Genomic DNA, 18,596 nt, shown 5'->3' with positions numbered 1-18,596 from the left:
CTCAGATATCAAAGACCACGCCCTGGGCGAGGGGCAGTTCCTTGGAATAGTTGATCGTGTTGGTTGCGCGACGCATGTAGGCGCGCCAGGCGTCGGACCCGGATTCACGCCCGCCGCCGGTTTCCTTTTCCCCGCCAAAGGCTCCGCCGATCTCGGCTCCGCTCGTGCCGATGTTCACGTTGGCGATGCCGCAGTCCGATCCGCGTGCCGAAAGGAATGTCTCCATCTCCCGCAGGTCGGTGGTGAAGATCGACGACGACAGCCCGCCCCCGACCGCGTTGTGATCGTCCAGAACAGTGTCGAAATCGGTGTATTTCATCACGTAGAGGATCGGCGCAAAGGTTTCGCGCAGCACCGGGCCGTCGTGCACCGGCATCTCGACGATCGCCGGGTGGGCGTAATACCCGTCGCCCGCGACCTCGGCCCGTTCGCCGCCCTGCACGGTACCGCCAAGCGCCCTGGCTTCGTCGAGCGCCGCGCCCATGCCGTCGAACGCCGCCTTGTCAATCAGCGGCCCGACCAGTGCGTCCGATTCGAGCGGGTTGCCGACTGTGACGCTGGCATAGGCCTTTTTCAGCGCGGGCACGATCTGGTCGTAGACGTCCGCATGCACGAAAAGCCGCCGCATGGTGGTACAGCGCTGCCCGGCGGTGCCCATGGCCCCGAAGGCAATCGCCCGCAGCGCCATGTCCAGATCGGCGGACGGGCAGACGATACCCGCGTTGTTCCCGCCCAGTTCAAGAATGCACTTGCCGAACCGCGCCGCGACCTTTGGTCCGACGATGCGGCCCATGCGGGTCGACCCTGTTGCGCTGATCAGGGCCACATCTTCGCTGTCCACAAGCGCCGCGCCCACATCAGGCCCGCCGACCAGAACCTGGCTCAGTCCCTCGGGTGCGTCCCCAAAGCGGGCCAGTGCGCGGTCCAGCACCGCCTGGCAGGCCAGCGCGGTCAGCGGCGTCTTTTCCGACGGTTTCCAGATCACCGGGTCGCCGCAGACAAGCGCCAGCGCCGAATTCCAGCACCAGGGCGCGCAGGGGAAGTTGAAGGCGGTGATGATGCCGACGACGCCAAGCGGGTGCCAGGTTTCCATCATCCGGTGGCCGGGGCGTTCCGTGGCGATGGTCAGGCCATAAAGCTGCCGCGACAGGCCGACGGCAAAATCGCAGATGTCGATCATCTCCTGCACTTCGCCCAGCCCTTCGGAGGGGGACTTGCCCGCCTCGATGCTGACCATCCGGCCCAGGTCTTCCTTCGACTTGCGCAGCTCTTCGGCAAACAGCCGGACCAGTTCGCCCCGGCGCGGTGCGGGCACCATCCGCCACGCCTTGAACGCGGTGCGGGCGCGGGCGATGGCGGCTTCGGTCGCCTTGGCGTCGTCGGTCGCCAGCGTCGCCACGACCTTTCCGGTGACCGGAGAGACCACCTCCATCCCGCCGGAATGGGCAAGGTCGCTGGTCACGCCGCAGGCGGTCATCGTGTCGCGGGTCAGGTCGGCAAGGGTCATGGTTGCTCCGTCTGTCTGGGGTCTGTCTGGGGTCTGTCTGGGGCCCAAGGGGGCTTTGACGCGACCCTAACGCCGGGGCGCAGCGACAGTCTAGGCCAGCCGGGGCAAGGGCCGCATTGCCCCGGCGGCATGGGCGGCCAGGGCGCCCGCCTCGTACCACAGCCCGCGCAGCCGGGTCGCGGGATCGCGGTGGTTATCGACGGGGTCCAGCGGCAGGCGCGACTCGCCGCCGCCCAGCACGCAATCCGCCAGCGCCTTGCCAAAGACGGTGCCGGTGCCGATGCCGCGCCCGGAATAGCCAAAGGCGGCATATCCGTTCGGGCCCAGCCGCAGGATCCGGGGCAGGTGGTCGGCCGTGTTGGCGATGGTGCCGCACCAGCCGTGGCGCAGCGGCACACCGGTCAGCTGCGGGAAAAGCCGCGCCATCTTGCGCTGCGCCCACAGGCGATGGAGGCCGGACAGCGCGTGATCCAAGGACCCGATCGCGCCGACGATCATCCGCCCCTCGGCATCGCGCCGGAACGAGGTCATGACCAGCGCCGTGTCCCAGCACCCTTCGCCCCCCGGCAGGATCGTCGCGGCCAGATCGGCGGGCAATGGATCGGTCGCCATCTGGAAAAAAGACAGTGGCGCGAACCGGTACGGCATGGTGGTGTAGCCGTTCGTCGCCTCGATCAGCGCCGCGCCTTCGATCACGCGATCTTCGACCCTGATCCGCCAGTTCGTGCCTGTATGGGCGACATCTTCGGCCCGCAGGCCTTCCACGATCTCGGCCCCGGCGGACCGGGCGGCGCGGGCCAGTCCCCGGGCATAGGCGAGCGGCTGGATGGTGCCGGCACGCGGATCGAACAGCGCGCCATGGACGGCATCCGACCCGACCCGTGCGCGCGCCGCACCGGCCTCGAGCAAGGTGACGGGCGCGCCGCTTGCGATCAGCTGCCGGTGCCGATCCGCCAGCGCCTGCATCCCGGCGGCGGAATGGGCGCAATGCAGGGTGCCTTGCCGGACGGCGTCACAGGGGATCTGCAGCGTCTCGATCAGATCGAAGACCAGCGCCGGGCCGTCGGCCAGCGCCCCGGTCAGCCGCGCGGCCCGATCCGCGCCCAGCCGGTCCGCCACCGCGCCCGGCGGCAACCACAGACCCGCGTTCACAAGACCGACGTTGCGTCCCGACCCGCCGAACCCGATCTGGCGCGCCTCGACCACCAGCACCGACGCCCCGGCCCGCGCGGCATGGAGCGCCGCCGACAAGCCGGTGAACCCGCCGCCGATGGCCAGCAGATCATAGCGGTCGCGCGACGGGGCATCGGCGCCACGATCCAGATCGGGCGCGGTACGGGTCCAGAGGTTGCTTTGGGCTAGGCTCATCTTGGGTCCGGCATCCTTTGCCCGACCCTAGTCACGCAGCACGGCCCGATGCCAGCCCGAATCGAAAGGGACCCCAAGGGGCCCCGCGCCCGCAAGGGGGCGACACCCGACTGACCGCGATCACTTGGTCAGGATCAGCTTTCCGGCGCGGGTGATCCGCAGGGAATAGACCTTGCCGTCCAATTCGATTTCAGCCTGTTTTCCGTCTCCGGTCAGGTCCTTGGCGCGATACTGGGGGATCCGGGCCAGGTCAGGATCCCGACGGACTTCTCGAACTACGCGCTCCATTGCAGGGCCTCCGGTTCTTCGCGAAATGCAAAACGCAGCAGGTGATCCTCGATGATGAACTTGGCGCGCATCAGGCTTTGCACGTCCGCGCCGCTGACCTCGATGTTCAGCCCGGTGTCGTCGGCCTGCAGAACCGCCGGACCCGGCGGCAGATCCGCCCGGCCCTGGACCGCGTCGTAGCTGACGGAAACCTTGTGCGCGAAATGCTTGCACAGGGACTGAAGGTATTTCGACGCGTTCGGCGTTTCGAACCTGGTCGAGGCGGTGACCATCGGGAACTTCCTTTCTGATTCTTTTACTAAGGTATTTTGTTGACCCATATTTGACAAGAGGTTAAGCACCGGATGACCAGCCAGCGCCGTCGCGTCAGCCAGAAACACATGACCCCGAGGTCCGTTCATGCCGCTGTCGCGCCGCCTGTTTTCCGCCTGTCTTCTGTCCCTTGGTCTGGCCGCGCCGGTGCTGGCCGATCCGGTCACCTTCGCCACCGCGACCGGCGACATGACCCTGGAAAACCGGCCCGAGCGCATCGTTGCGCTGGATGTCTCGGCCATCGACACGATCACTGCCCTGGGGGTGATTCCGACCGGGGTCGTCGCGCCGCTTTATGTCGATTACCTGCCGCAGGTCGCCGGTGCCGCGAAAGTGGGGAGCTTCTTCGAGCCGGACATGGAGGCCATCGCCGCGCTGGCCCCTGATGTCATCGTCGTCGGCCCCCGGTCGGCCGCCATGGCCGATGCCCTGTCGCGCATCGCCCCGGTGGCGGACATGAGCGTCGGGACGGACGCCCTTGCCGACGGCAAGGCGCGACTTGAGGCCTTTGGACAGATGCTGGGGAAGGTCGATGAGGCGGCCGCCCTGTCGGACGCGCTGGACGCGAAGCTGGCCGATCTGCGCGCGCGGGTCGAGTCGACGGGGGGCGACGCGCTGATCCTGATGACCAACGGGCCGAAGCTGTCGGTCTTCGGCCCCGACAGCCGCTTTGGCTGGCTTCATACCGAGGTCGGGTTCGGCCAGGCCGTGCAGGGCATCGCCGAGAACCGGCACGGAGAGGCGGTGTCGTTTGAATACATCGCCGAGGCCGATCCTGAAACGCTGCTGGTCGTGGACCGTGCGGCGGCCATCGGCGGCGGGGATCAGGCGGCGCGGGCCACGCTGGACACGCCGCTGGTTCAGGACACGCGCGCGGCCAAGGCGGGGCGCATCATCTATCTTTCCCCGGCTGAACTCTATATCTCAACCGGCGGAATTCAGTCTCTGAACCGGACGATTGACGAGGTGTCGGAAGGTCTGGCCGGGGACAGATAGGTGCGTCTCGCGGGCGCTGCCCTTCTGTCCGGTCTGTGGCTTCTGTCGCTGGCCATCGGGGCGGCGGACCAGTCGCTGGCCGATCTGTTTCTGACACCCGAGGGACGCGCGCTGATGCTGGAAAGCCGCCTGCCGCGCACGGTCGCGGCGGTACTGGCCGGGGTCGGGCTGGCCATGTCCGGGCAGGTGATGCAGGTGCTGGCGCGCAACCGGTTCATCGAACCCATGACTGCGGGCGCGGGGCAAAGCGCGGCGCTTGGCGTTTTGCTGTGCACGCTGGTGCTGCCGGGTGCGGCGATTGGGGTGAAGATGGCGGCTGCGGCGCTCTGTGCGTTGGCAGGCAGCCTTGGGCTGATGGCGCTGATCCGGCCCCTGCCGCCGACCCAGCCGCTTCTGGTGCCGCTGGTTGCCCTTGTCTATGGCGGCGTGATCGGCGCGGTCGTGACCTTCGTGGCCTACCAGGGCAACATGATGCAGTTTCTCGGCACCTGGCTGACCGGAGAGCTGTCGGGCGTGCTGCGGGGGCGCTACGAACTGCTGTGGATCGGCGCTGTGGCCTCGGGCGCGACCTATCTGATCGCGGACCGGCTGAGCCTGCTGAGCCTTGGCGAAGACGCCGCCCGCGCCCTTGGGTTGAACGTCGGGCTGGTGACGGCGGCGGCGGTGGCGGCGATTTCCGTCGTGACGGCGATGATCGTGGTGACCCTTGGTGCGATCCCCTTCGTCGGGCTGGTGGTGCCCAATCTTGTTGCGCGTCTGGCCGGGGACAACCTGCGGCGTGCCCTGCCGCTGACCGCCCTGGCCGGGGCGATCCTGGTGCTGGCGGCGGACATCCTGGGCCGGGTCATCCGCGCGCCCTACGAAGTGCCGGTGGCCACGACGATCGCGGTCATCGGGGCGACGGCATTCGTGGTGATGCTGAACCGGGGGCGGACCCGTGCCTAGACGCCTGATCGCCCTGGCCCTCCTGCTGGCGCTAAGCGCGGCGGCCTATATCCTGATCGACCTCAAGGGGCCGGTCGCGTTCATCCTGCCCTACCGGCTGACGAAACTGGCCGCGCTGATGCTGGTGGGTGTGGCGATCGCCGTGGCCACGGTGCTGTTCCAGACGATCACCGGCAACCGGATCCTGACGCCGTCCCTGATGGGGTTCGATGCCCTGTATGTCTTCGTGCTGACGGCCCTGGTGCATACGCTCGGCTCGGTCGGGTTTTCCGCCCTGTCGCCCGGGGTGCTTTTCGCGCTGAACCTGACGGCAATGACGGCGCTTGGGCTGGTGCTGTTCGGCGTGCTGATGCGGCTGGCGCGGGGTGACATGGTGCGGCTTGTGCTGACCGGGATCGTGATCGGCCTGCTGATCCGCGCGATCACCGAATTTCTGCAGCGGCTGATCGACCCGAATGAATTCCAGACGGTGCAGTCGCTGTCCTTTGCCCGGTTCACCCAGATCGACGGCGTGCTTCTGGCGGTGTCAGCCGTGGCGGTGATCGTCGGCACGGGTCTTGCCTGGCACCTGCGGCACCGCCTTGACGTGCTGTCCCTGGGGCAGGAGGCCGCGACGGGCCTTGGCGAACCCCCCGCGTCTCTGCACCGGCTGGCCCTGCTGACGATCTGTCTGCTGGTGGCTGCGGCGACGTCGCTGGCCGGGCCGCTGTCGTCGGGCGGTTTCGGACCGGCCAGTTTCTTCGGCCTGATCGTGACGGCCTTTGCCCACATGGTCACACCGACGCACCGCCACGCCATCCTGCTGCCCTGCGCCGCGCTGATCGGCGGCATCATCCTGATCGGCGGTCAGCTGGTGATGGAGCGTCTGCTGGACCTGGCCACGCCCCTGACCGTCGTCATCGAGCTGATCGGCGGCGCGGTGTTCCTTTACCTCCTGCTGAAACGGAGAGCCGCATGATCCGCATCGAAGGCCTGAGCCACGCCATCGGCGGCAGCCCGATCCTGCATGACATCGATCTGACTCTTCCCGAAGGGGGCGTGACGGCTTTGATCGGGCCGAACGGGGCCGGCAAGTCGACCCTGCTGTCCCTGATCGCGCGACTGCAGAAGATCCAGGCCGGACGCATCACCGTCGGCGGGCAGGAGGTCGGCCGGACCAGCGACCGGGATCTTGCCCGGACCCTCGCCGTCATGGCGCAGTCGACCCATGTGTCGGCCCGGCTTAGCGTTGCGGATCTGGTGTCATTCGGGCGCTATCCCTGGCATCGCGGCCGTCCCGGTGCGATCGATCGCGACCACGTTGAACAGGCGCTGACCCGGTTCGATCTTCTGGCCCTGCGCCACCGGTTCCTCGACGAGATCTCGGGCGGGCAGAGGCAACGCGCCTTCGTCGCCATGGCCTATGCGCAGGACACGCCGTACCTGCTGCTGGATGAACCGCTGAACAACCTCGACATCGCGGCGGCGCGTGACCTGATGGGGCTGGTGCGCGACATGGCCGATCGCGATGGCCGGACGGTCGTCATCGTGCTGCACGACATCAACTATGCCACCGGGTTCGCCGACCGCCTAGTCGTGCTGAAAGACGGTCGCATCGCCGCGCAGGGTCAGCCGGCCCAGATCGTGACCGAGGCCTTATTGCGCGATGTGTTCGGCACATCTGCAACGGTCGAGACGCTGCAAGGCCGTCCTTACGTGGTGGTCTAGCCGGGTAAATTGACAAATTTACTAAGGTAAAATATCGCCAACCCTGTTAGCCAGCCATGCGCCCACCCCTCGAGCGTTCAGCAAGCATGAACGTTAGATATTTGGGGAATGGGACATGACACTCTCTCGCAAGGCGATCCTGCTGGCGGGGGCGGCGTTTTACGCGCCGCTCGTCCAGGCGCAGGACGTCGTTCAACTGGATACCATCCGCGTCGAAAGCGATGCCGCGCAGGACGCGCTTGGCAACACCGTCATCTCGGAAGAGGAAATGGCGGAACGCAACGCCGCCTCGGCTGACGAACTTTTCGCGGGCCAGTCCGAAATCCTGGCCACCGGCGGTGCCGTTGTGGCGCAGAAGGTGATGGTGCACGGGATCGAGGAAAGCAACCTGGCCGTCACCATCGACGGCGCGCGCCAGAACAAGGGCGCCTTCCATCACACCGGCAACGTGCCGATCGACCCTTACCTGCTGAAACAGGTGCAGGTCAGTTCGGGCCTTGCCCCGGCCGATGCGGGTCCCGGCGCGCTGGCCGGTGTGATCGCCTATGAAACCAAGGATGCCGCCGACCTTCTGGAAGATGGCAATACCTTCGGCGGTGTCGCCTCGCTTGCCTACAATTCCAACGGCAACGGCTTCCGGCGCAACCTGGCCGTCTTCGGCCTGCAGGGCGGCTTCGAATACCTGCTGGGCTATTCGCACCAGACCGGTGACGATTACGTCGATGGCTCGGGCAAGACCATCGGCGGGACGGAACCCGAGCTGACGGATTATTTCGGCAAGTTCGCCTACACCTCGGACAGCGGCAAGCGGATCGAATTCTCGGCCGAGAATATCTCGGACAAGGGGATGCGGCCGTTCCAGGGCGGCTTTGCCCGGCCCGACTTCGAAGCCGTGCCCGGGCGGCCCACGACCTATCTGATGGCCGTGACGGAACGCACCAGCTATGCGCTGACCTACAGCGACGAAAACCCCGACGGCGCCCTTACGCCCACGATTCAGCTCGCCTTCAACGAACAATATGTCGACGTCGGCACCGTGAAGGGCCGCAACACCAGCCTGTCCGGCAAGATCGAAAACGACTTCTACGTCGGCAGCGGTGTCCTGACGGCGGGTGTCGATTTCTTTGTCGACGAAGCCACGCCGATCGGTCCGGTCGGCACCACGGCGAACACCTATGCCTCGGTCAACAGCGAAAAGGTCCAAAGTATCGGCGTCTATGCCCAGATGCGGCAGGATGTCGGCGACCGCCTGTCGCTATCTTACGGTTTCCGCGCCGACAGCCAGACCTTCACCAGCCCGACCGGCCAGAAGTGGAGCGACAGCGGGCTGAGCGCCAATGCCTCGGCCGACGTGATCCTGTCCGACCAGCTGACGCTGAACGTCGGGGCGGCCTCGGTCTGGGGCGGGTACGAGCTGAACGAAGCTTCGCTCATCAACCTCCAGCAGCTGCGGGGCGGCGTGCTGACCAACAGCTTTGCCACCTATGCAACCCCGACGACCAGCCGCGCCAACAATGCCCGGATCGGCCTGCGGTTCGAACAGGGTCCGCTGACCTTGGCCGGGGCACTGTTCCACACGGAAATCACCGGGGCGGACGATCCCTTCACGGCGGCGGCCAGCGTCAACACCATCACCTCTCAGGGTGTCGACCTGTCGATGCGCCATACCGCGTCGCGCGGGTATTTCGAGGCGAACTGGACCTACGCCGACGTCAAGACCAACGGATCGACCACGCCGACCACCGGCTACTATGTCGGCCGTCCGGTCGGCCACATCATCGGCCTTTCGGGCGCCTATGACGTGACCGAGGAGATCCGCATCGGCGGCACCGCCGAGATCGCGCTGAAGAACGATGCCCCCGCCTCTCTAGGGGCGCCCTATTCGGCGCTGCCGGGGTACGAGGTCGTGAACCTCTGGGCCACCTACAAGCCCAAGGCGGTCAAGAACCTTGAAGTGCGGTTCGACATCAAGAACGTCTTTGACGAAACCTATTCGGGTCGCGGCAACGACGGTGTCGGTTTTGCCAACGTGGTTCCGCTGACAGAACCGGGCCGGTCCTTCGGGATCATGGCGACGATGCGGTTCTGATCCGGGCCGGGGGGCCAATGCGCCCCCCGGACTACACCTTGCAAAGCAAAACCGCGCCTATCGGGGCGCGGTTTTTTCATGTCATTGCCATTGTTGGATCAGCGGAACTGGATCGGCACCGAAAAGCGGCGTTGCGCCCCTGCGGGGGGGCGGGGGAAGGGTGCGGCGCGCTGCACCATCTTCAGTGCGGCCTGATCGATGCGGGCATCACCGGACGACTTGCTGACCGACACCCCGCCAAGCCCGCCTGAGGCGTTGATCGAAAAGGCCACCCAGGCCGTGCCACGCCGGTTCATCGACGGTTTGCGCACCCGCGCCAGCTTGCGCTGCACCTGGCCGGGATAGTTGCTGACGGCCGCATTGCCGGACTCGGTCGCCTTGCCCTTGGCCACACCCTGGGCCTTGGCGGTCGCGGTCTGCGATCCGGTCGTCGACCCGGCCCGCGCGTTTTGCTGGGCGTTGCCCTGCGGGGCCTTCTTGGCCACGGGTTTGGGATTCGGCTTGGGCTTCGGCGCCTCGGCCCGCTTGATCGGCGTTTCCATCGCCGGATCGCGCATGACCGGCCGCTTGGACATTTCCGTCACCGGAACGTCCGTCTGCGCCTGCAGGGTCTCAACAGGCTCTGTCACCGGGGCGGTTTCCGTGATCTCGGGTTTCGCGGCTTCAAGCACCTCGGGCGTCAACGGCTCGGGTTCGGCCACCTCGGGCTGCGCGATGTCCGGCACCGGGGCCAGCGCGCCGTCGGGCACCTCGGGCACCAGCGCGGCCATCTGCTCCGGCACCACGGGGGTGTCGGTCGGGGTCGGCTGTTCTGCGGTGTCAGGCGTCTCCGCTTCCGCGAGGTCGGCCTCGACGGGGTCTGCTTCACTGAACTCGGGCTCGGGCGTGTCGACCGGCTCGATCTCGGCCGTCTCGACCTCCTCCGGCTCCACGACCTCGGTGGTGTCCTCGACCGGCTCGGGCGTCATCGTGCCTGCCGCCATGTCGGCAAAGCTGGACCCGATCTGCGCTTCTTGACCGCCGGCCATGCCTTCGACCAGCACGGGCTCGTCCCGGATCAGCGCGACGGCCACGGCGGTGTGCATCACGCCGGCGGCGACCAGCGCCAGGATCTTGAGCGGTTTTGACGACGCGATCATTCCAGCCCCCGTTCCGTGACAATCAGGACCGAGGTCGCACCGGCCACCCGCAGATCGCGGGCCAGCGCGACCAGCTGACCGGCGGGCAGGTTCCGGTCGGGCACAATCCGCGCGACCTTGGTCTCGGCGTCCCCGTCTGACCCGGCAAGATAGGCCGCCGCGTCCACGATCGCCTCACCGCGATAGCTGAGCCGTCCATCGGGATGCACGACCAGCGCATCGGGCGGCGCGACGCCGTCCAGATCGCGGGTGTCGACCAGTGCCAGATCCTTGTCCAAGGGCGGCGCCAGCGATCCGGCGACCATGAAGAACACCAGCATCAGGAAGACGATGTTGATCAGCGCAATGGTCGGTTCGCGTTTCGATCTTTCGCGTTTGCGCTTCACGTTCCGCCCCCCAGAACCATCGGCGTCACGCCCGGCACGCCGCGCAGCACCACCAGCAGGTCGGTCAGCCGCTGCGCGGTGACTTCGGGCGCCAGTGCCACGATCAGCGACCGCGGGCTGTCGACGTCGGCTTCCGGGCCAAGCGCCTCGGCCAGCCCCTCGACCGCCAGGTCGCGACCGTTGAGGTTCAGCGCCTCAGGCGACAGGCGCAGGAACAGCGGCGGACGGTCCGAGGATGCGCCCACGGAGGATCCGGCCGCCATCAGCTCGACCTCGGAGAATTTCGAGAAGGTCGAGGTCAGCATGAAGAAGAGCAGCAGCAGGAAGATGACGTCGATCAGGGACGTCATCGACAGCCGCGATGCCCTCTTGGCCTTACGCATGGGCGGGCACACCTTCCGGCGCGCCGACGGGGGCAGATCCGCGCGGTTGCAGCACCGTCTGGATCGCGCGCCCGGCCAGCACGCGTTCGCTGTCCATCCGGCCTTCGAACCACGACAGGACCACCGCCGTCGGCATGGCCACCACCAGCCCGACCGCCGTGGTCAGAAGCGCCACCCAGATACCGCCGGCAAGGATCGACGGATCGACCTGCGACCCGGCATCCTGCAACGCCTGGAACGCTTCGATCATGCCCAGAACCGTCCCGAAGAGACCCAGCAGCGGGGCCAACTGCGCGACACTGTCCAGATAGCGCAGCCCGCGTTCCAGCTTGGCAAAGCGCATCTCGGCCTCGGCCTCGAGCCGTTCGGTCGCGCCGGGGCCGGACGAAAACGCCTGATCGACAACCGGGGCGAGATAGCTGGTCGACCGCGACAGGGCCTCGCGGGCGATCGCCCGGTCACCGGCATCCCAGGCCGCGACCGCCTGCGACAGCGCGCGGTGACGCCCGACGCCGGCGGCGGTGAATTGCCAGATCTTGTAAAGCACCACGGCCAGGGTGATCACCGACACGGCCAGCAGGATCATGACGACAGGGCCGCCGATGTCGGCGATGCGGCGGATCAGGTCCAGAACGGCGGTCATCCGATCACCTCGATCTCGGTGCGGGTCTTAAGCTCAAGCCCGGTGGAACAGGCGCCCTCGGGCAGGCCCGCGCCGTCACAGGTCTGTGCCCCGTTGAACAGGATCTGCCCGATCCCGTCACAGGCGGTCGCGGGAATGACGAACTGCCGCACGCGCGGGCGGCCCGGCGGCAGCGCGCCGAAATCAAAGAGCGTCAGCCGGTTCACCTGACCCGAGGCATCGAAGATCACCGTCTCATAGACCACCTTGGTGATCGCGGCCTCGTGCGTGCTTTGCACCAGGAACGACAGCTTGCAGGCGTCATCCTGCGGCTGCGCGGCGTTCAGTTCGACCGACATGTGCGGTGTCTGATCCTGGGCGGCCAGGGGGGCGGAGGACAGGATCATCGCCGTCCCCGCCATCATCGAAGTCAGCCTTTTCCGCATCTTGTCCACCTTTCGCCTCTGGGAATCCGGGTCGCGGGCTGTGCCGCGGTCGCGAAGGTTGTCGAATACCTGATAAAAATAGTCAATAGCTGTGGATCATGACCTGCCTGCGCGGGGATCGGTGACGACCCCAGCTGATGCCTGCGAATGCTGCAGGTGCGAAGCAAAGGCGCGGACCCGTCGACGCTGCAGTGCCGCATTTGCATTTTTCACCCGACGGAATGGCGGGATGGGGGCGTATCTCATACCGTAACCGACCCGCAGTTGAGGCCTTTACCGTTGATCCCCCGTATTCCCCGCCGACCCCTTTCGACCGTTCTTATCCCATTGATCTTGCTTGCCACGCCCTTGACCGCGCAGCCGATGCCCGGTGCCGCTGGTCGGGTCACGGATGTTGGTGTCGTCACGCTTGAGGAGGCAGAGGTTCCCTTTTCGGTCACGCTTCCCGGCCGCGCCGTGGCCTCTGCCCAGACGGCCATCCGCCCGCGCGTCAACGGCATGGTCGAGGAGATCACCTATCAGCCCGGCGTCGCGGTCGAAGTCGGCGATGTGCTGTTCCGGCTTGAGGCCGACACCTACGAGGCCGCGTTGGCCGCTGCACAGGCGGAACGCGATGGTGCCGCCGTGGCGGTCGATACCGCGCGGGCCACGGTCGACCGCTATGCGCGACTGGAAGGCACGGGGGTCACGACCTCGGATCTGCAGACGGCGCGGTCGACCCTGGCGCAGGCACAGGCCAGCCTGTCCAGCGCCGAGGCCGCGCTTCAGACCGCGCAACTGGACCTGAACCGGGTCGAAATCCGCAGCCCCATTGCCGGCATGGCCGAGGTCAGCGCGGTATCGGTCGGGGCCATCGTGACGGCCAACCAGACGGACGCCCTGACCTCGGTCACGGCGATGGATCCGATCTTTGTCGATGTCTCGGAAAGCTCGGCCCGGATGTTGCGGGTGCGGTCGCGCATCCGGGGCGGGACGATGCAGCCCGGCGACAATCTTCAGGCCACGCTGACGCTGGAAAACGGTGAAACCTATGAAGGCACGGGCACCTTCGTCAGCCCGTCGCGGCAGGTGTCGACGACCACGGGAAGCATCGCGCTGCGGTTTCAGTTCGACAACCCCGACAGCCTGATCATCCCCGGCCAGTTCCTGCGCGTCGGCATCACCATCGGCCAGCAGACCGCGATCCTTGTTCCGCAACGCGGCACCGAACGGCAGTCCGACGGCAGCCTGACCGCCTTTGTCGCGCGCGACGGCACGGCCCGGCAGGTCACGCTGGACTATTCCGGCACCTACCAGAACGCCTGGATCACCACTGGCGGGGTCGAGATCGGTGATCAGCTGATCGTGGACGGGCTGACCAACCTCGCGGATGGCGCGCAGATCAATCCCGTGCCGGTCACGATCAACGCCGAGGGCGTGGTCGAAGACGCGGCGTCCGGCGGGCAGGACTGACCCATGGCCCAGTTTTTCATCCACCGGCCCATCTTCGCCTGGGTTCTTGCCATCGTCGCCATGCTGGCCGGCGCGTTTTCCTTCACCCAGCTTCCGGTGTCGCAATACCCCGACATCGCGCCCACGACGATCCGGGTCAGCGCAAGCTATTCCGGCGCCACGGCCTCGGCGGTCGAGAATTCGGTCACCTCGGTGATCGAGGACGCGATGACCGGGCTGGACGGCGTGCTGTACATGGAAAGCACCTCGCGCGAGGGGTCGTCGTCGATCTCTCTCACGTTCGATGAAAGCATCGATCCGGTGGACGCACAGAACAACGTGCAGTCCAAGGTCAGCCAGGTCGAAGGGCGGCTTCCCGACGCGGTGCAGTCCTCGGGCGTGTCGGTGTCGCGGTCCAGTTCGTCGATCCTCATGGTCGGCGCGATCGTGTCGGAAGACGGGCGGTATTCGACCATCCAGCTGGGCGATATCCTTGACAACCAGGTGTCGGGACCGGTGCAGCGGACCGAAGGGGTCGGCGGGCTGAACATCTTCGGGTCCGGCTATGCGCTTCGGGTCTGGCTTGATCCGCTGTCGCTGTATGAATTCCAGCTGACGCCGTCGGACGTGACCGATGCGATCCGGGCGCAGAACACCACCGTGTCGGTCGGATCCCTTGGCGAAATGCCTGTGGTGGCGGGCCAGCAGTTCACCGCCACGATCACCGCGCAAAGCCAGCTGACCGGGGTCGAGGATTTCCAGAACATCCTGCTCAGGTCCGAGGAGGACGGCAGCCAGGTGCTTCTGGGTGACGTCGCGCGGATCGAGATCGGGCAGGAAAGTTATGGCGGCGATTCCAGCTTTGACAGCGCCAATGCGGCCGGGTTCGGCATCAACCTTGCGACCGGCGCCAATGCCGTCGACACCGCCGAGGCCGTGCGCGCAACCCTGACCGAACTTGAACCCTCACTCCCCGAGGGGCTGACGATCCGCTATGCCTACGACACCTCGCCCTTCGTCGAACTGTCGATCGAAAAGGTCTATCACACGCTGATCGAGGCGGTAGTTCTGGTCTTCTTCGTCATCCTGATCTTCCTGCAAAGCTGGCGCGCCACGCTGATCCCGATCATCGCGGTGCCGGTCGTTCTGGCAGGCACCTTCGCGACGCTCGCGGTGCTGGGTTATTCGATCAATACGCTCACCATGTTCGCCATGGTGCTGGCCATCGGCCTTCTGGTGGACGATGCGATCGTCGTGGTCGAAAACGTCGAACGCGTGATGGAGGAAGACGGGCTTGATCCGCTGCCCGCCACCGAAAAGGGGATGCGCCAGATCACCGGGGCCGTCATCGGCATCGCGCTGGTGCTGTCGGCGGTCTTCCTGCCGATGGCCTTTTTCGGCGGCTCGACCGGCGTGATCTATCGCCAGTTCTCGGTCACCATCATCTCGGCCATGGTGCTGTCGGCGCTGGTCGCGCTGATCCTGACGCCGGCGCTGACCGCATCGATGTTGCGCCGCACCGGGCATGGCAGCCAGATCGCCCCGGCCCGCTGGTTCAACGCCGGCTTCGCCCGGCTGACCAACGGTTATGAAAACACGGTCGGCCGCCTGTCGCGCCGTCCGCTGATCGCGATGGCGGTGATCGTCGGGCTGGTCGTCGGCGCGGGCGGGATCTATTCCCGGATCTCGTCGTCTTTCCTGCCGCAGGAAGACCAGGGCGTGCTGATGGCCATGGTCAACCTGTCCGAAGGGTCGACCACGGCGCAGACCGCGCAGGTCGTGGATCAGATCAAGGACTACCTGATCACCGAGGAATCCGAAGCCGTCGAAAGCACCTTTGCCACGCTTGGCTTCGGCTTCGGCGGGTCGGGTCAGAACACCGCCATGGTCTTCGTCAAGATGCGCGACTTCGACGACCGCAAGGATGCGGATCTGTCCGCCTCGGCGGTCGCTGCGCGGGCCACGGCCAGGTTCGGGAACCTGCGCGCCGGGCGCGTGATGTTCAGCCAGCCGCCCGCGATCCCCGGGCTCGGCAACACCTCGGGCTTTTCCATGTACCTCGTCGATTACGGCGGCACCGGGCAAGAGGCTTTGCGCGAGGCTGCCGTCCAGCTCGAGTCCGCTGCCGGGGGCGATGCGCGCCTGTCCAACGTTCGCGCCCGCGGCACCGACAGCGAAGCCGTGCTGCGCATCGATATCGATCAGCAGAAGGCCGAAAGCTTCGGCGTCAGCGTGTCGAGCGTGAACAGCATCCTGTCGACGATCTTTGCCGGGTCCAGCGTCAACGATTTCGACATGAACGGATCGCTGCGCCCCGTGATCGTGCAGGCCGAGGCCGAATACCGGATGCAGCCCGAGGACATCGAGACATGGTTCGCCATCAACAACAGCGGCGAAATGGTCAGCTTCGCGTCCTTCATGGAAACCTACTGGGTGTCCTCCACCCCCTCTCTGGCGCGGATCGACGGGGTGAACGCGATCTCGATCTCGGGCAGCCCGGCGCCCGGCACGTCCTCGGGTGAGGCGATGGAGGCCATCGCTGCGCTGGCCGCCGATCTGGAGGGCGGGTACGGCGTGGCCTGGACCGGCCTATCGTTCCAGGAACAGCAATCCGGCAACCAGGCGCCCTACCTCTATGCCCTGTCGGCGCTGGTGGTCTTCCTGTCGCTCGCCGCGCTTTACGAAAGCTGGTCGATCCCCTTTGCCGTGATGCTGTCGGTGCCCGTCGGTGTCGCCGGGGCCTTTGCCTTCGCCTGGCTCTTCGGGCAGTCGAACGACGTCTATTTCAAGGTGGGCATCCTGACGACCATCGGCCTGGCCGCCAAGAACGCGATCCTGATCGTCGAATTTGCCCGCGATCTGGAACAGCGGGGCCGCAGCACCCTGGACGCCGCGATCGAGGCCGCGCGCATGCGCCTGCGACCGATCCTGATGACGTCGTTCGCCTTCATGATGGGGGTTCTGCCACTGGCGCTGGCGACCGGGGCGGGGGCCAATGCGCAGAACGCCATCGGCATCGCGGTGCTGGGCGGCATGGCGGCGGCCACCTTTATCGGCGTCTTCGTGATCCCGGCCTGTTTCGTACTGGTGCGCAGGCTCTCGGGGCGTCGCGCATTGACGTGACGCCCTGCGCCGCCGATACCGGGTCGACCCGGCGCGCTCCGGCGGCGCGCCCCGCCCGAAGGATGGCCCATGGATATTCGCCAGCTGCGCTACATCATCGCCATTGCCCAGTCCGGGTCGCTGTCCGAGGCCGCGCAGAAGCTGAACCTGGCCCAGCCCTCGTTGTCGCAGCACCTGTCGAACATGGAGGACGAACTGGGCCTGAAACTGGTCGTCCGATCGCCACGCGGATCGTCACTGACCCCCGAAGGCCGGGTCCTGCTGGGGCATGCGCAGGATATCTCGGCAATGATGACCCGCTGCATGTCCGAGATGAAGGAACTGTCGGCCGAGGTCTCGGGCACCGTACGGTTCGGTATGCCGCCATCCTCGTCGATGGTCATGTCGGTGCCGCTGGCCGAAACCGTCCGGGTCGATCTGCCCCGCGTCCGCCTGCGCGCCAGCGAGGCGATGAGCGGGTTCATCAAGACCTGGGTCGAAGATGAAACGGTCGAGATCGGGCTGCTCTACAACCTGCAAGGCGCCGAGCATTTCCTGTCCACCCACGTGATGGACGAAGAGCTTTACTTCTTCTCGGCCCCCGACGCCTGGCCCTTGAAGACCGACCCCGGCACACCCGTGCCGCTGCGGGATCTGGAACGGATCGAGCTGGTGCTGCCCGGCGAAAGCCACGGGCTGCGGCGGATCATCGAACGCGCGGCGCAGTCGAACGGGATCGCGTTGAACGTGGTGACCGAACTTGATGCCATGACCCAGATCAAGGAACTGGTCGCGCGCGGATCGGGGTTTTCCATCTTCGCCCCGGCCGCCTGCCACGACTTCGTGGAAAGCGGCCGCCTGCTGAAGGCCCCGATCGTCGACCCGGTGATTTCGCGCCCCGTCTACCTTGTCCGCAATCCCCGCGTCGCGCAGTCCCGCGCCTGTGCCGCGATCGAGGCGCTGACGCTGAAGGTCGCCGCCGATCTGGTCGGGCGCGGGATCTGGGAAGGCCGCCTGGCCTTCGATCCCGCCACGCTTACGCCTGCGCCGTTGCCGCCATCGTGACCACGTCACGCGTCAGGTCGCGCACCCGCAGATCAAGACCAGTGTCGGTCCTGCGCGCTTCGACCGCAACGGGGGTGCCGACGGTCAGGGGCGACAGGCCGCGATAGCGGAACGCGCCCGGCACCTGGCCCAGCATGTCGGTCGCCAGGTGCTGCATCCAGGTCGACTGGATCGGCCCGTGCACAACCAGCCCGGCATAGCCTTCGACCTGCGTGGCATAGTCGTGATCGTAATGGATGCGGTGCCCGTTGAAGGTCATCGCCGAATAGCGGAACAGCAGGGTCGCGTCCGGCGTGGCCCGGCGCACCTCGGCCCCCTCCCATGGCTCGGCCTTCGGGGGCACCGGTGTGGGCGCCGATGGATCGGGGTCCTCGCGATAGACGATGTCGTGCACTTCCTCGACGCGCAGGGCGCCGCCGACCAGATAGCGATGATCCAGCGTGACGAACCCAAGCCGCCCGGTCCGGCCGTCCTTGAACGTGATGTCGCGCACCGTGGTGTCGCGGGTCACCGTATCGCCTTCGCGGATGCCGCCATGCCAGGTGATCGACCCGCCGGCCCACATGCGCCGTGGCAAACCCAGGTCCGGCACCACCAGACCCAGCCTTGGATGGGCATCGCGGCCCAGGTCCTCGGCCGGATAGATGTCGGGTGCCAGGATCCACTGCAGGCCCGGCGCATCCGGCCCGTTACAGTGCATCCCGCCGATGGTGACGCGGAATTCCCGCGCCAGCCGGTCGGTGATCGTGTCGGTGGCGCTGCGGGTGCGTCCGATCCAGTCGTCGAAACTGCTCATGATCCTGTCCTCCG

General features: G+C 66.7%; 18 protein-coding genes. 8 read left to right on the top strand and 10 right to left on the bottom strand.

Features of this window, described 5'->3' with window-relative positions; translation table 11 throughout:
• Window position 1: 1 nt before the first annotated feature.
• The 4 genes from amaB to E4S58_RS08805 form a co-directional block, all read right to left on the bottom strand.
• Window positions 2–1,507: an L-piperidine-6-carboxylate dehydrogenase gene (gene amaB, locus E4S58_RS08820; protein WP_136636049.1), complete on the bottom strand. Its 1,506-nt coding sequence runs from the start codon at window positions 1,505–1,507 to the stop codon at window positions 2–4.
• A 90-nt stretch (window positions 1,508–1,597) separates the two neighbouring features.
• Window positions 1,598–2,875, bottom strand: a complete 1,278-nt coding sequence (locus tag E4S58_RS08815) for an NAD(P)/FAD-dependent oxidoreductase (RefSeq protein ID WP_136636048.1) — start codon at window positions 2,873–2,875, stop codon at window positions 1,598–1,600.
• A gap of 120 nt (window positions 2,876–2,995) precedes the next feature.
• Entirely contained in the window at window positions 2,996–3,163 is a 168-nt protein-coding gene (hemP, locus tag E4S58_RS08810; RefSeq protein ID WP_136636047.1) for a hemin uptake protein HemP, read from the bottom strand.
• Entirely contained in the window at window positions 3,151–3,435 is a 285-nt protein-coding gene (locus tag E4S58_RS08805; protein ID WP_136636046.1) for a DUF2218 domain-containing protein, read from the bottom strand. The genes hemP and E4S58_RS08805 overlap by 13 nt, the downstream gene beginning before the upstream one ends.
• Window positions 3,436–3,562: 127 nt before the next feature.
• On the opposite strand from E4S58_RS08805, the gene E4S58_RS08800 reads away from it, so the two are divergent.
• The 5 genes from E4S58_RS08800 to E4S58_RS08780 all read left to right on the top strand — a co-directional run bounded on the left by E4S58_RS08800 (window position 3,563) and on the right by E4S58_RS08780 (window position 9,212).
• Entirely contained in the window at window positions 3,563–4,471 is a 909-nt protein-coding gene (locus E4S58_RS08800) for a siderophore ABC transporter substrate-binding protein (protein ID WP_136636045.1), read from the top strand.
• Window positions 4,472–5,416, top strand: coding sequence for an ABC transporter permease (locus E4S58_RS08795; RefSeq protein ID WP_136636044.1), 945 nt, complete (start codon window positions 4,472–4,474; stop codon window positions 5,414–5,416). It begins immediately after the preceding gene.
• Window positions 5,409–6,374, top strand: a complete 966-nt coding sequence (locus E4S58_RS08790) for an iron chelate uptake ABC transporter family permease subunit (RefSeq protein ID WP_136636043.1) — start codon at window positions 5,409–5,411, stop codon at window positions 6,372–6,374. Before E4S58_RS08795 ends, E4S58_RS08790 begins: the two co-directional genes overlap by 8 nt.
• Window positions 6,371–7,123 (top strand): iron ABC transporter ATP-binding protein, encoded by a 753-nt coding sequence (locus E4S58_RS08785; RefSeq protein ID WP_136636042.1) that lies wholly within the window; start codon window positions 6,371–6,373, stop codon window positions 7,121–7,123. The genes E4S58_RS08790 and E4S58_RS08785 overlap by 4 nt, the downstream gene beginning before the upstream one ends.
• 115 nt (window positions 7,124–7,238) lie before the next feature.
• The gene (locus tag E4S58_RS08780; protein ID WP_136636041.1) at window positions 7,239–9,212 is read left to right on the top strand and encodes a TonB-dependent receptor domain-containing protein; all 1,974 of its coding nucleotides are present in this window, start codon (window positions 7,239–7,241) and stop codon (window positions 9,210–9,212) included.
• Window positions 9,213–9,310: 98 nt separating this feature from the next.
• Here the strand turns inward: E4S58_RS08780 and E4S58_RS08775 are convergent, their stop codons facing one another.
• Genes E4S58_RS08775 through E4S58_RS08755 form a run of 5 tightly spaced genes read right to left on the bottom strand, consistent with a single transcriptional unit; the run spans window position 9,311 to window position 12,188 of the window.
• Window positions 9,311–10,351, bottom strand: a complete 1,041-nt coding sequence (locus E4S58_RS08775; protein ID WP_136636040.1) for an energy transducer TonB family protein — start codon at window positions 10,349–10,351, stop codon at window positions 9,311–9,313.
• Window positions 10,348–10,737, bottom strand: a complete 390-nt coding sequence (locus tag E4S58_RS08770) for an ExbD/TolR family protein (protein ID WP_136636039.1) — start codon at window positions 10,735–10,737, stop codon at window positions 10,348–10,350. The genes E4S58_RS08775 and E4S58_RS08770 overlap by 4 nt, the downstream gene beginning before the upstream one ends.
• Window positions 10,734–11,120, bottom strand: coding sequence for an ExbD/TolR family protein (locus tag E4S58_RS08765; protein WP_136636038.1), 387 nt, complete (start codon window positions 11,118–11,120; stop codon window positions 10,734–10,736). Before E4S58_RS08765 ends, E4S58_RS08770 begins: the two co-directional genes overlap by 4 nt.
• Window positions 11,113–11,763: a MotA/TolQ/ExbB proton channel family protein gene (locus E4S58_RS08760; protein ID WP_136636037.1), complete on the bottom strand. Its 651-nt coding sequence runs from the start codon at window positions 11,761–11,763 to the stop codon at window positions 11,113–11,115. Before E4S58_RS08760 ends, E4S58_RS08765 begins: the two co-directional genes overlap by 8 nt.
• Window positions 11,760–12,188: a hypothetical protein gene (locus E4S58_RS08755; RefSeq protein WP_136636036.1), complete on the bottom strand. Its 429-nt coding sequence runs from the start codon at window positions 12,186–12,188 to the stop codon at window positions 11,760–11,762. The genes E4S58_RS08760 and E4S58_RS08755 overlap by 4 nt, the downstream gene beginning before the upstream one ends.
• A gap of 348 nt (window positions 12,189–12,536) precedes the next feature.
• Between E4S58_RS08755 and E4S58_RS08750 the strand changes: the two genes are divergently transcribed.
• The 3 genes from E4S58_RS08750 (at window position 12,537) to E4S58_RS08740 (ending at window position 17,786) form a co-directional block, all read left to right on the top strand.
• Window positions 12,537–13,640: an efflux RND transporter periplasmic adaptor subunit gene (locus tag E4S58_RS08750; protein WP_240789513.1), complete on the top strand. Its 1,104-nt coding sequence runs from the start codon at window positions 12,537–12,539 to the stop codon at window positions 13,638–13,640.
• Between the two features lie 3 nt (window positions 13,641–13,643).
• Window positions 13,644–16,742 (top strand): efflux RND transporter permease subunit, encoded by a 3,099-nt coding sequence (locus E4S58_RS08745; protein WP_136636034.1) that lies wholly within the window; start codon window positions 13,644–13,646, stop codon window positions 16,740–16,742.
• Window positions 16,743–16,811: 69 nt separating this feature from the next.
• The gene (locus tag E4S58_RS08740; protein ID WP_136636033.1) at window positions 16,812–17,786 is read left to right on the top strand and encodes a LysR family transcriptional regulator; all 975 of its coding nucleotides are present in this window, start codon (window positions 16,812–16,814) and stop codon (window positions 17,784–17,786) included.
• Here E4S58_RS08740 and E4S58_RS08735 read toward each other — a convergent pair.
• A complete protein-coding gene (locus E4S58_RS08735; protein ID WP_136636032.1) occupies window positions 17,758–18,582 on the bottom strand; it encodes an HTD2 family dehydratase in 825 nt (274 codons plus the stop codon). The genes E4S58_RS08740 and E4S58_RS08735 overlap by 29 nt on opposite strands.
• Window positions 18,583–18,596: the final 14 nt, after the last annotated feature.

The organism is Pseudooceanicola onchidii, from assembly GCF_004959925.1.
GTDB classification, from domain to species: domain Bacteria; phylum Pseudomonadota; class Alphaproteobacteria; order Rhodobacterales; family Rhodobacteraceae; genus Pseudooceanicola; species Pseudooceanicola onchidii.
The sequence above is the reverse complement of the archived record's forward strand: the minus strand, read 5'-3'. Positions and strand labels throughout refer to the sequence as shown.